12 protein-coding genes are annotated in these 13,071 nt (G+C 35.6%); 8 read left to right on the top strand and 4 right to left on the bottom strand.

Translation table 11 applies throughout. The features are described 5' to 3' along the window. Nucleotides 1–33: 33 nt before the first annotated feature. From rnjA to def, 4 genes are all read right to left on the bottom strand, one after another. Nucleotides 34–1,731, bottom strand: a complete 1,698-nt coding sequence (rnjA, locus tag ACO5V7_RS00635; protein WP_485484660.1) for a ribonuclease J1 — start codon at nt 1,729–1,731, stop codon at nt 34–36. 1 nt (nt 1,732) lies between these two features. Next, nucleotides 1,733–1,948, bottom strand: coding sequence for a DNA-directed RNA polymerase subunit epsilon (locus ACO5V7_RS00630; RefSeq protein ID WP_005605573.1), 216 nt, complete (start codon nt 1,946–1,948; stop codon nt 1,733–1,735). Nucleotides 1,949–2,021: 73 nt separating this feature from the next. Further along, nucleotides 2,022–2,729: an HAD family hydrolase gene (locus ACO5V7_RS00625; RefSeq protein ID WP_485484659.1), complete on the bottom strand. Its 708-nt coding sequence runs from the start codon at nt 2,727–2,729 to the stop codon at nt 2,022–2,024. Continuing rightward, complete coding sequence (def, locus tag ACO5V7_RS00620; protein WP_485484658.1) at nt 2,719–3,279, bottom strand: peptide deformylase; 561 nt, start codon at nt 3,277–3,279, stop codon at nt 2,719–2,721. Before def ends, ACO5V7_RS00625 begins: the two co-directional genes overlap by 11 nt. Nucleotides 3,280–3,443: 164 nt before the next feature. On the opposite strand from def, the gene uppS reads away from it, so the two are divergent. The 8 genes from uppS (at nt 3,444) to ACO5V7_RS00580 (ending at nt 13,060) form a co-directional block, all read left to right on the top strand. Next, complete coding sequence (uppS, locus tag ACO5V7_RS00615; RefSeq protein WP_070437143.1) at nt 3,444–4,226, top strand: undecaprenyl pyrophosphate synthase; 783 nt, start codon at nt 3,444–3,446, stop codon at nt 4,224–4,226. Beyond that, nucleotides 4,227–5,027 carry a phosphatidate cytidylyltransferase gene (locus ACO5V7_RS00610; RefSeq protein ID WP_485484657.1) on the top strand — a complete coding sequence of 267 codons (801 nt, stop codon included), beginning with the start codon at nt 4,227–4,229 and terminating at the stop codon, nt 5,025–5,027. A gap of 14 nt (nt 5,028–5,041) precedes the next feature. Then, entirely contained in the window at nt 5,042–6,307 is a 1,266-nt protein-coding gene (gene rseP, locus ACO5V7_RS00605; RefSeq protein ID WP_049555490.1) for an RIP metalloprotease RseP, read from the top strand. Nucleotides 6,308–6,367: 60 nt separating this feature from the next. Continuing rightward, entirely contained in the window at nt 6,368–10,702 is a 4,335-nt protein-coding gene (locus ACO5V7_RS00600) for a PolC-type DNA polymerase III (protein ID WP_485484656.1), read from the top strand. A 131-nt stretch (nt 10,703–10,833) separates the two neighbouring features. Then, on the top strand, nt 10,834–11,307 hold the full coding sequence (rimP, locus tag ACO5V7_RS00595; protein WP_259948521.1) for a ribosome maturation factor RimP: 474 nt from the start codon (nt 10,834–10,836) through the stop codon (nt 11,305–11,307). A gap of 19 nt (nt 11,308–11,326) precedes the next feature. After that, a complete protein-coding gene (gene nusA, locus ACO5V7_RS00590; protein WP_485484655.1) occupies nt 11,327–12,427 on the top strand; it encodes a transcription termination factor NusA in 1,101 nt (366 codons plus the stop codon). A gap of 17 nt (nt 12,428–12,444) precedes the next feature. Continuing rightward, nucleotides 12,445–12,750, top strand: coding sequence for an RNase P modulator RnpM (gene rnpM / locus ACO5V7_RS00585; RefSeq protein WP_048712070.1), 306 nt, complete (start codon nt 12,445–12,447; stop codon nt 12,748–12,750). Then, a complete protein-coding gene (locus ACO5V7_RS00580; protein ID WP_005605555.1) occupies nt 12,734–13,060 on the top strand; it encodes a L7Ae/L30e/S12e/Gadd45 family ribosomal protein in 327 nt (108 codons plus the stop codon). The genes rnpM and ACO5V7_RS00580 overlap by 17 nt, the downstream gene beginning before the upstream one ends. Nucleotides 13,061–13,071 lie beyond the last annotated feature (11 nt).

Below are 13,071 nucleotides of genomic sequence, written 5' to 3'. Positions count from 1 at the left end.
TGTACCGCAACTGCGTTACACCTCTTAATTTATTTATTCTAAAGTATCTGCCTCAGTAACTCCTAGAATTACTGGAAGAATCATTGGATGACGTTCCGTTTTCTTAAATAAGAAAGGACCTAAAACGTCTGTGATTTTATTTCTGAGAGATCGTTCATTTAGTACTTCTTCGGTGTCAGAAAGCAATTCTTCAATTTCATCACGAAGGATAGCTTGTGCTTCATTTAGAAGTTGTCCAGACTCTTTCATGTAGATAAACCCACGAGAGAGCATATCTGGACCAGCCACTAGTTCACGGTTTTCGTAGTCAACAGTAGCTACGCAGATAACTAAACCATCTTGAGAGAGAGTCTTACGATCTCGAAGAACAATGTTTCCGATATCACCAATTCCGTTACCATCAACATAGACATCTCCGGCAAAGAAGTGGCCAGCTCTACGTGCTGAGTCTGCTGTGACTGCAAGAACATCACCATTGCTTAAGATAAATGAGTTTTCTTTTGGAATTCCCACTTGAGTTGCAAGGTTCGCTTGAATCTTCTGCATACGATATTCACCATGAACTGGAACGAAGTATTTAGGATTCATTAAGCGAAGCATTAACTTTTGTTCTTCTTGAGAACCATGTCCAGAAGTGTGAATATTGTTTACTTTACCATGAATGACTTCAGCACCAGCTTCAGATAGAAGGTTGATAACTCGGTTAACGCTAGAAGTGTTTCCAGGGATTGGTGAACTAGAGAAGATGACTGTATCTCCAGGTTGAATAGAGATTTGACGGTGAGTCCCGTTAGCAATACGGCTAAGAGCCGCCATTGGTTCCCCTTGAGAACCTGTACATAAAATAATGACTTTCTCAGAAGGGTATTGATTGATTTCTCGTCCATCAATAAAAGTATCATCTGGCGCTTGAATATAGCCTAATTCTCTAGCTGTTCGGAAACTAGCTTCCATACTACGTCCGAATACAGCTAATTTACGTCCAGTTGCTACAGCCACATCCGTTACTTGTTTTAGACGAGAAACGTTTGACGCGAATGTCGCAAAAATAATTCGTCCATCCACACGTTGGATAATTTCTTTAATTGATTTTCCAACAACTTGTTCAGATTGAGTAAATCCAGGAACTTCAGAGTTTGTACTGTCTCCTAAGAGAACAAGGACACCTTCTGAACCGATTTGTGCCATACGGTGAAGATTCGCTGGTTCTCCAACTGGAGTGAAGTCAAACTTATAGTCACCTGTAAACACGATATTTCCTGGAGGAGTCTTAATCACAATCCCAAATGCATCTGGAATGGAGTGGGTCGTGCGATAGAAACTCACTTGTGTTTTACGGAATTTAATCACGCTGTCTTCATCAATTTCGTGAAGAATCGCATCTCTTAAAAGACCGTGTTCTTCTAATTTATTTCGAATAAGGGACATCGCAAGTTTTGTTGCATAAATAGGGATGTTCGCTTGCTTAATTAAGAAAGGAATCCCACCAATATGGTCTTCGTGTCCATGTGAAATAAATAGCCCTTTTACTTTATTAATATTTTGAACGATATAACTATAATCGGGTATCACGTAGTCGATTCCGAGTAAATCATCTTCAGGGAATTTAATACCGGCATCCAAAATGATAAGTTCATCTTGGAATTGAACACCATAAGTGTTTTTACCGATTTCGCCTAAACCGCCAAAAGCAAATACGCCCGTTTCGTTGTTTTTAATATTTGGTTTCATTTTATTTGAACACCGTTAATTTAAATTCTGGGTTTTGTTTTTCGTAAGCTAGGTGTTTCTCATCTAGCTCTTGGATGAACTCTACGTTGTATTCAGTATTTTCATCAACAAGGCGGCGGGCTTCTACCTTGTCACTTGCTTCGATATACAAAGCTTCTGTGTTCTCACGACGTGGAGCCTCTGTTTTTGTTGGTTGGTAAGTAATTTTAAAAATCATGTATGTACTCCTTTAATTTTTTTCATAATGTTTCTATCATATTTTAGCATAGAACGCTTCTATTTTCATAGTTTTATAAGTCGAAAGAACATTCGTCTAGCAATTTTTCTAATAATTGATTGGGAGTTGAAAGAGGAGAGCTCATTAGAGACTGTATGGTTTCTTCATACTTGAAATAAACTGTATTCCAATTTCTTTGTTTAGCACCAAAAATATCGTTTTTCAAATCATCGCCAATCATCCAAAATTTTGATGGAGAATTATTAGGAAATAATCTTTCAACATTTATAAAAGCTTCAGGTTCCGGTTTTTTAACCCCTGTATCTTCAGAAATGAAAATATTTTTTGAGGTAAACCATTTATATAGGTTTAGTGAATGAATTTTCTTTAATTGATGGTCTGTTGGTCCGTTGGTTAGAAGTACTAAACTGGCTCTTGGTGACAGGTAATCGAAAAATGAGAACCAATCTTTATCTAATTGGATATGATCCATCATAAACTGGTATTGTTTTTTAAAAGTCATCGTTTCTTGTGATGAAGAGGGCAACTCTAAAGCTGTTAACGTATTTTGAATACGTGAGAAATGGTTCTCTTCTAACGAAATTTTTCCCTTTGAGAATAATTCAAAAGCTTCATCACTTTTCTCTTGATAAATTTTATACGAACTCTCGTCAAATGAAGTATTTGGATAGATTTCTTCTAAAGTATCCAAAAATACTTTCTTTTTAGAATATAAAGTATCGTCTAAATCAAACACCAGAATGGGTTTCTTATTCTCCAATGACAACGGCTCCTTTAGGAATATACATTGGTTGTGATTGATTAATATGGTCGTAGAACATAACGCCATTTAAGTGATCAATTTCATGTTGAACTACGATAGCTTCATAATCAGTTAAAGTACGAACAAATTCATCACCGTTGACATCCTGATACTTAACTGTAATCCGTTCTGGACGAAGTACAATACCTGGAACTTCACGATTAACAGATAAGCATCCTTCTCCGTCTTTCAAACAAGCTTTTTTAACGGATTCTCTCATGATACGAGGATTAATCCAGACTTCATCTAAAATCGCTTCTTCTTCCTCAAAACCTGGAACGAGTAGAGCAATCATTTGAATGCTTTTTCCAAGTTGAGGTGCTGCTAAGCCGACACCTGCGCGTAATCCGTATTTTTCTGCAATTTCAGGATTTTGGCTGTTATGTAAAAATTCAAGCATCTCTTTAGCTAATTCTTGATGCTCAGGTGAAAGAGGAAAGGTAAGTTTTTCTGCACGTTTTCTTAGAGCAGGATGTCCCTCTAGCACGATATCCTTCATAGTAATCATGGCATGACTCCTTTATTTGTTTCATAAATCTGTCTATAAGTATAACATTTTTCCCTTTATAAACCAATGTATTCAGTAGGTTATATTTTTTTTAATCTTGAAAATAGAATACTATAAAAGAACTGCAACATCTGTTACAATAGAAAGGAAATACATGAAAAGGAATGGATGCCATGGTTTTTTGGAAGAAACAATCAAAGAAAGAAGATGCAACGGAAATAATTTCTTTAGATTCTAATAATATCCCAAAACACATTGCCGTTATTATGGATGGAAATGGGCGTTGGGCGAAAAAACGTAATCTTCCTAGAATAGCAGGACATAAAGAGGGAATGAGCACTGTTAAAAGAATTGCTATTGCTGCTGATGAATTGGGCGTGAAAGCAATGACTTTATATGCTTTTAGTACTGAAAATTGGAAAAGACCAACTGAAGAAGTCAGTTTTTTAATGAAATTACCGGGTGATTTTTTTGGAACATTCATGCCGGAGCTCCAAGAGAGAAATATGAAGATTCAATTAATTGGGTTTATTGATGAATTACCTGAAGCAACAAAAAGCATTGTTTTAAAAGCAGTAGAAGACACCAAAAATAATACTGGAATGGTTTTAACATTTGCTTTGAATTATGGTTCGCGTGCTGAAATTATTGAGGCAACGAAGGCAATATCTACGCTTGTAAAACAAGGCGAATTGGAAATCGAAAATATTGATGAGGCTATTTTTGAATCACATTTACAAACTCAATTTTTAGGAGAATTACAAAATCCTGACTTAATGATACGTACGAGCGGAGAAGTTAGATTGAGTAATTTTTTACTATGGCAATTAGCTTATAGTGAATACTATTTTACGGATATCTTTTGGCCTGATTTCTCTGAAGAAGATTTGCATAAAGCTATTCAAACATATCAGAGTAGACATCGACGTTATGGAGGACTTGCTTAGATGGGGAAAAGAGTTATTACTGCTTTAATCGCTTTGGGAATCTTCCTTCCTTTATTATATGAAGGTGGAATAGGCCTTCGAACACTATTTCTTTTATTATCTACCGTTGGGATTTATGAATTTTTCCAAATGAAAAAAATGAACATATTTTCTATTGAAGGTGTATTAACATTATTAGCAACATTGTCGTTTTTATTTTCACAAAGACCATTGGTAGCTTTACCTAGAGGAATAGATTATTTCTTCATTTATTTCCTTATAGTCATGCTATTAATGACATTAACAGTATATAAAAGTGATCGATTCTCATTTGAAGATGCTGCTTTTTGCTCCCTCATTTCTCTATACGTTGGTGGAGGTTTTTCAGGGATTTTATTTGTCAGAAGTATTAGTTTTGGGATGGCAATTTTTGTGTTCTTAATTATTTGGGGGACAGACTCCTTTGCTTATATTTTTGGACGAAAATTTGGAAAACACAAATTAGCACCTGAGATTAGTCCGAATAAAACAATTGAAGGTTCTATTGGAGGGGTGATTGGTTCTTTAGCATTAGGATTACTAGTTGTACCATTCTATAATCCAGTTAATTTCTCCGTTTTAGAGTTTGTTTTATTAATGGTTAGCTTATCAGTTTTTGGACAGTTGGGAGATTTAGTAGAGTCTGCATATAAGAGACAGTTTAATGTCAAGGATTCAGGAAAACTATTTCCTGGACATGGTGGAGTCTTAGATCGATTTGATTCTACATTTTTTGCAATGTTTATGTTCCAAATTATTTATAAATTCTTTGGAAATAATTAAGAGAGGTGAAAGAGTTGCAAGCAATTATTGCATTCTTGTTTGTTTTTAGTGTTATTGTTATAATTCACGAATTTGGTCACTATTATTTTGCTAAGAAAGCTGGAATTTTAGTTAGAGAATTTGCAATCGGAATGGGGCCAAAAATTTTTCAGGTTCGTAAAGGTGAAACGGTTTATACATTAAGATTATTGCCAATTGGTGGTTATGTTAGAATGGCAGGTCATGATGAGGATGAACAAGAAATTAAACCTGGAATGATGATTACTATTGAATTGGATAAAGAAAATATTGTTCAAAAACTAAACTTTGATGAACATTTAATCATTGAAAATTCAGTCCCTTTCCAAATAGAAGAAGCTGATTTGCATCGTTCAATGACTTTAAGTGGCTACTTTGTCAATTCAGAAGAAAAAGTAAATTTAACGGTTTCTAAACAAGCAACAATCATTGAGAGTGATGGTACGGAGGTTGTTGTCGCACCGATTGAACGTCAATTTAACTCTGCCAGTTTATGGAATCGAATTAAAACGAATGCTGCAGGGCCAATGAATAATTTTATTTTATCCATCATCATTTTTATTATCGTAGGTTTTATGCAAGGTGGAGTACCTTCTAATGATCCTGTAATTGGCCAAGTTAGTGATCAATCAGCTGCTCATGAAGCGGGACTTCAAACATCGGATAAAATCATTTCGATTGACGGAGTAGATATTCACTCATGGGATGAAATGACTTCAATTGTTCGTTCAAGCGCGGATAAGACTCTTTCGATGACAATTCAAAGGAATGGTGATACAAAAAATGTCAGTATCACTCCAAAATCAGTTGAAGGTCAGAACGGAAGTAAAATAGGCCAACTAGGTGTAACTAGAACTTTAGATAATAGTATTTTATCGATTCTTGGATATGGATTTACGCAAACAATCAGTGTAATTGTGTTGGTATTGTCTGCATTAGGATCAATTTTTACTAAAGGTTTTAATTTAAATCAACTTGGTGGACCAGTGGCTATTTACAGTTTGACCTCACAGGTTGCTAAGAATGGTTTAATAGATTTACTTTCATTTATGGGAATGATTAGTGCTAATCTTGGAGTAATGAATCTTTTACCAATTCCTGCTTTAGATGGAGGAAAACTTGTTTTAAACTTTATCGAAGGAATAAGAAAGAAACCATTAGATCCTGAAAAAGAGGGCTATTTAACGATTGCAGGAGCTATCTTCCTTTTTGCATTAATGCTTCTTGTTACTTGGAATGATATTATGAAATTATTTAATTAACCTAAGAGTGTTTCTACATCCGTAGAACACTCTTCTTATGTAATAAAAGAGGAGGAAACAATGAGTCAATCACATAAAGATTTAATGAAAAAAGTAATTGAACAATTTGATATTGCTGATGTTAATGTTTTCTCACCGGATTTTGATGACGCTAAGTTATTACGAATTGACATTTCAAAATCAAATCAAAACTGGATTTTCCATATTCATAATCCAAATATTTTTCTCTTTGAAAAATTTCAATTGTTTACTGAATTATTGAGTAAAAATTACGAGCGTTTTGGTGGAGCAAAAGCAATCATAACAACTGAAGAAAACGTGATTGTCAATGAAACTTTAATTCAGGATTATTGGGCTTATATACTTGATGCTATAAAGGATGAATCATCCGTTTCTCATCAAATATTGTTAGGACAAACACCAAAGTTCGTAAATAATCAAATTCAAATTCATTGTCCGAATGAATTAACGAAAACTCACTTAGTCAAAAACTGTATTCCAAAGATTCAGCAAGCATATATGGAAGTTGGGTTTCCAAAAGTAGGAATTCACATCCAACTAGATGATGAAATGCATGAAAAGATGACGGAGCTTTTTGAGCAAAAGGAACAGCAAATTCAGGATGATTTTAATGAAGCTCAAAAGAACGCACAAATGATGGCGACTTCTTCCTCAAAGAATAAGTCTATGCCAACTTCATCCAAGCAGGACGGCGTCATTTATGGGAAGCTCATCAAATCTAATTCTGAAACGAGAGCCATTGCCGATATTTTTGAAGAAGAACGAAATGTTGTTATTGAAGGTAAAATTTTTGATATTGAACTTCGAAGAGGAAAAGCAAAAGGAAAGCTTTTCGGGAATATTAAACTAACAGATTACACTTCATCAATCAGCGCTACTTTATTTCCTTCAACTCCTGAAGATGAAGCCGCGTTAGAAGGATTAAAAAAAGGAACCTGGGTGAAGGCGTTTGGTAGTATTGAGGTTAATAAATATTCTCAAGAACTGGGAATGATCATTCGTGATATGAATGTAGTTAAACACGAAGGAAGAAAGGATACATTTGAAGGAGAAAAACGTGTTGAATTACATATGCATACGAATATGTCTGTAATGGATGCAACGAATTCTCCAAGTGATTTAATAAGTCAAGCTGCTAAATGGGGACATAAGGCGATTGCGATTACAGATCATGCGAATTTACAAGCTTATCCTGAAGCTCATGGTGCTGGAAAGAAAAACGGAATTAAGATTCTTTATGGTTTAGAAGGAAACATTGTTGATGACCATGTGAATGTAGCATACAATCCTCAACATATCTTACTAGAAGATGCGACTTATGTAGTTTTTGACGTGGAAACCACTGGGCTTTCTGCAATTTATGATAGCATTATCGAATTAGCAGCTGTCAAAATGAAGAATGGTGTTGTAATTGACAAGTTCGAAGAATTTATTGATCCTGGTCATCCATTATCTGCAACGACAATTCAACTTACGGGGATTACTGACGATATGGTCAGAGGTTCTAAATCTGTTGAACAAGTGTTAAAAGAATTCCATGAATTTTCTAAAGATTGTATCTTAGTTGCACATAACGCTAGCTTTGATATGGGGTTCTTAAATACAGGGTATGAGAATGTTGGACTTGATCGAACTGAACAACCAGTTATCGATACTTTAGAATTATCTCGTATGCTTCATCCACAATTGAAATCACACCGTTTAAATACACTTGCAAAACGTTATAATGTTGCTTTAGAACAACACCACCGTGCCGTATATGATTCTGAAACAACAGGCTATTTATGTCACATTTTCTTGAAAGAAGCAGCAAACGACCATCAACTTTTATATCACGATGAATTAAATACAAATATTCATCCTGAAGAAGTATTTAAGAATGGCCGTCCTTTCCATGCGACGATTTTTGCAAAAGATCAAGCTGGATTAAAAGAGTTATTCAAGGTGGTTTCTCAATCGAACATTCAGTACTATTACCGAGTTCCTCGTATTTTAAGGAGCATGCTCTCTAGTCGAAGAGATTCATTCTTGCTAGGTTCGGGATGTGCTGAAGGTGAAGTTTTTGAAGCGATGATGCAAAAAGGGTATAACGAAGCGAAAGAAAAAGCGAAGTTTTATGATTACATCGAGATTATGCCAAAAGCTATATATCGTCCTCTTATAAAAAAAGAATTAATTCGAAATGAACACCACTTAGAAGAAATTATTCAAAATTTAGTGAGATTAGGGGATGAACTTGGAAAACCAGTTGTGGCAACTGGGAATGTTCATTATTTAAATCCTGAAGATAAGATTTATAGAGAAATATTGTTAACTTCAGTTAATAATGGAGTTCCGCAAGAGTATCCTGATGCTCATTTAAGAACTACAGATGAAATGTTGAAAGAGTTCGCATTTCTTGGAGAAGATAAAGCTTATGAGGTGGTCGTTACAAATTCTAATTGGGTTAGCGAACAATTAGAGGAAATTACACCTGTAAAGGATGATTTATATACTCCAAAAATTGAAGGAGCAGAGGATGAGATAACTAAACTAAGTTATGATAAAGCCCATGAATGGTATGGAAACCCTCTTCCTAAAATTGTGGATGATCGTATTAAAAAAGAGCTAAAGAGTATTATTGGAAATGGTTTTTCGGTAATTTATTTAATTGCTCAAAAACTTGTATTAAAGAGTAATCAAGACGGTTATTTAGTCGGTTCACGTGGATCGGTAGGTTCATCCTTAGTAGCTACTTTAACTGGAATTACCGAAGTGAATCCGTTAGCACCCCACTATAGATGTCCACAGTGCCAATTATCAGAATTCTTTGATGATGGATCAGTTGGGTCAGGTTTTGACTTACCTGAAAAAAACTGTCCAAGATGTAATACGAGGATGGTGAAAGATGGACACGACATTCCGTTTGAAACCTTCCTAGGATTCTACGGAGATAAAGTTCCCGATATTGATTTAAACTTTAGTGGGGAATATCAGCCACAAGCCCATAACTATACAAAAGTATTATTCGGGGAAGATTACGTATATCGTGCAGGAACTATTAGTACGGTTGCTGATAAGACCGCATTTGGGTATGTAAAAGGATACGAAAGAGATTTAGGATTAGAATTCAGACAAGCTGAAGTTGAAAGACTTGCTAATGGTTGTACTGGCGTAAAAAGAAGTACAGGCCAACATCCTGGAGGGATTATTGTTATTCCGGATTACATGGATGTTTACGACTTTACACCAATTCAATATCCAGCTGATGATTTAAGTGCTGAATGGAGAACAACACACTTTGACTTCCACTCGATTCACGATAATGTATTAAAACTAGATATTCTTGGACACGATGATCCAACCGTGATTCGTATGTTGCAGGACTTATCAGGAATGGATCCAAAATCAATTCCACCAGATGATCCAGAAGTAATGAAAATTTTCGGTGGTACTGAAGTTTTAGGTGTTACACCCGAACAAATTGACTCGAATACAGGAACTCTTGGGATTCCAGAATTTGGTACAAAATTCGTTCGAGGGATGCTTGAACAGACAAAACCAAACACATTTACGGAGCTCCTTCAAATCTCTGGTCTATCCCATGGTACGGACGTGTATCTTGGAAATGCCGAAGAATTAATTCGACTTCATAATATTCCACTTTCTGAAGTTATTGGATGTCGTGACGATATTATGGTGTACTTAATCCATAAAGGCGTTGAAGAAGGTGTAGCTTTCAAAATTATGGAAGGTGTTCGTAAAGGAAAAGGGATTCCTGATGACTTCCAGGCTATTATGAGAGAAAATAATGTACCTGAATGGTATATTCAGTCTTGTTTAAAAATTAAGTATATGTTCCCGAAAGCCCATGCCGCGGCCTACGTTTTAATGGCATTACGTGTAGCTTGGTTTAAGGTTCATAAACCATTGTTATACTATTGCGCTTATTTCTCAGTGCGTGCACAAGATTTTGATATCGTTGCAATGTCTCAAGGAAAAGAGATGATTAAGAAACGAATTAAAGAAATTAGGGAAAAAGGAATGGAAGCTAGTGCGAAGGAACAAAACTTGCTAACTGTTCTTGAACTTGCTAACGAGATGGTAGAACGTGGATTCCACTTTAAGATGGTGGATGTTGATAAGTCTGAGGCAAGTAATTTTGTGATAGAAGGCGACTCTTTGATTGCTCCATTTAGAGCAATTCAAGGATTAGGACTGAACGTTGCGAATAAAATCGTTGAGGCTAGACAAGAACAACCTTTCTTATCTAAGAAAGATTTAGCTACTCGAGGTAAAGTTTCTAAGACTTTAATTGATTATATGACAGAAAATAAAGTCTTAGACCATCTGCCGGATGAAAACCAATTATCTTTATTTGATGATTTGTTCTAATATCAGAATAGTTGCGAAATTCGCAAATAATATGATATACTGAAACAGTAGAATAGTAGTTGAGAGGAGAGTGAGCGGAAACGCTCACTCTTTTTATCGACATGGACTCGATTAATAAGGAGGTTGAGGCTATGAGTAAAGTAACTGAGACGGTAACAGAGCTTACTAGAGATGTGATCCAAAAAGAAGGCTTTGAGTTATTCGAATTAGAATTTGTTAAAGAAGGAAAAAATTGGTTTCTACGTTTTTACTTGGATAAACCAGGTGGAATCGATTTAGACGATTGTGCATTTATGAGTGAAAAATTTAGTGAGATTCTTGACGCTCAAAATCCAGATCCAATTCCACAAGCATACTTCCTAGAAGTTTCTTCACCTGGTGCAGAACGCCCATTAAGAAACGAGGAAGAATTAAAAGCAGCCATTGGTTCATACGTTCATTTATCGTTTTATCAAAATATTGAAGGTGAGAAATTCCTTGAAGGAACACTTCTTTCCGTCGACGAAGAAACCGTTACATTGAACGTACAAATCAAAACTAGAACAAAAGAATTTACCATTGAACGAAAAAACATTGCGAAAGCTCGTCTTGCAATCAAATTCTAAGAAGTAAAGGAGTAAACAAATGAGTAAAGAAATGCTTAGAGCATTAACAGTTCTCGAAGAAGAAAAAGGAATCTCTAAAGATGTTGTGATTACAGCTTTAGAAGCAGCATTAGTATCTGCATACAAGAAAAACTATGGACAAGCACAAAATGTAGAAGTAGAGTTTGACCAAAAGAAAGGAAATATGCACGTTTATGCTGTAAAAGAAGTAGTTGAATATGTATTCGATTCAACACTAGAAGTTAGTCTTGAAGAGGCGCACGAAAAGCATAAAGCCTATGAAGTTGGAGATAAAATTCGTTTTGAAGTAACTCCAAAAGACTTCGGACGTATTGCTGCTCAAACAGCGAAACAGGTCATTATGCAACGTCTTCGTGATGCTGAACGAACAAATATCTATAATGAATTCATTCAATACGAAAATGAAATCATGACAGGTGTTGTAGATCGTCAAGATTTCCGTTATGTCTATGTAAACCTTGGTCGTATCGTTGCCGGAATGGCCAAACAAGACCAAATCCCAACAGAAGAGTACTTACCAGATCAACGAATCAAAGTTTTAGTTTCTAAAGTAGATAACACTACAAAAGGGCCACAAATTTTTGTAAGTCGTACGCACGCAGATTTATTAAAACGTCTATTTGAACAAGAAGTTCCTGAAATTTATGATGGTGTAGTAGAAATTGTATCTATTGCACGTGAAGCAGGAGATCGTGCTAAAGTTGCAGTTCGTACTAACGATGCTAACTTAGATCCTGTCGGCACATGTGTAGGGCCACGTGGGCAACGTGTTCATAACATTGTTGAAGAATTAAATGGTGAAAATATGGATATTGTTGAATGGAATGAAGATCCAGCAATCTATATTAAAAATGCTTTAAATCCAGCTCAAGTGTTGAAAGTTGAATTTAATTCGGATAATAACGGTTGTATCGTCGTTGTTCCTGACCACCAGCTTTCTTTAGCAATCGGAAAACGTGGTCAAAATGCACGCTTAGCAGCAAAATTAACAGGATACCGTATTGATATTAAATCTGAAACTGCTTATGAAGAGTATTTAGAAAACTTAGCAAATCCAGTCGTTGAAGAAACAGAAGAATATTCTTCTGAAGAAGAATAAAATACAGGAGGTGCACGATGAAAAAGAAAAAGATTCCGATGCGCCGTTGTATCGCTTCTGGTGAAATGATGCCGAAGAAAGAGTTGGTTCGTATTGTTCGTAATGCTGAAGGTGTTGCGCAAATCGATCCAACTGGTAAAGTAAACGGCCGTGGCGCTTATATTACTCTTGAACCTACTTTAGTTGAGAAAGCTTGGAAAAATCGTCTGTTTGAAAAACAATTAGAAATTGAAATTCCAGATGCATTTTACGAAGAACTTCTCGCTTATGTAGAACATCAAAAAGCAAGAAAAGAGTTATTTAGTGATGGAAGAGCTCGTTAAACAAAGAGCTTTGAATCTACTTGGAATGGCAACAGCTGCTCGTAAACTGATTAGTGGTGAGGAGCAAGTTATCCAAAGTATTCAAAGACAAAAAGGAAATTTAGTGATTTGTACCAAAGATTGTAGTGCAAACACGGTTAAAAAAATCAAAAACAAATGTGAATATTATGAAATTCCTTTTGTTCAGCAATTTGAAACGGATGAATTGTCTCTAGCGATTGGCAAAAGACGTTCCATCGTTTTAATTGATGATCGAGGGTTTACAAAGAGTCTACTGAAGATGAAGGGATTTAACGATATGAACGAATAGGAAGGTGAGAC

The organism is Granulicatella sp., assembly GCF_057274575.1.
Note: the sequence above shows the minus strand (reverse complement) of the source record. Positions and strands in the feature narration are given on the sequence as shown.

Coding starts and splice junctions, on each gene's coding strand:
- rnjA (WP_485484660.1), bottom strand. CDS start 1,731: ATGAAACCAAATATTAAAAACAACGAAACGGGCGTATTTGCTTTTGGC.
- ACO5V7_RS00630 (WP_005605573.1), bottom strand. CDS start 1,948: ATGATTTTTAAAATTACTTACCAACCAACAAAAACAGAGGCTCCACGT.
- def (WP_485484658.1), bottom strand. CDS start 3,279: ATGATTACTATGAAGGATATCGTGCTAGAGGGACATCCTGCTCTAAGA.
- uppS (WP_070437143.1), top strand. CDS start 3,444: ATGGATGCCATGGTTTTTTGGAAGAAACAATCAAAGAAAGAAGATGCA.
- ACO5V7_RS00610 (WP_485484657.1), top strand. CDS start 4,227: ATGGGGAAAAGAGTTATTACTGCTTTAATCGCTTTGGGAATCTTCCTT.
- ACO5V7_RS00600 (WP_485484656.1), top strand. CDS start 6,368: ATGAGTCAATCACATAAAGATTTAATGAAAAAAGTAATTGAACAATTT.
- rimP (WP_259948521.1), top strand. CDS start 10,834: ATGAGTAAAGTAACTGAGACGGTAACAGAGCTTACTAGAGATGTGATC.
- nusA (WP_485484655.1), top strand. CDS start 11,327: ATGAGTAAAGAAATGCTTAGAGCATTAACAGTTCTCGAAGAAGAAAAA.
- rnpM (WP_048712070.1), top strand. CDS start 12,445: ATGAAAAAGAAAAAGATTCCGATGCGCCGTTGTATCGCTTCTGGTGAA.
- ACO5V7_RS00580 (WP_005605555.1), top strand. CDS start 12,734: ATGGAAGAGCTCGTTAAACAAAGAGCTTTGAATCTACTTGGAATGGCA.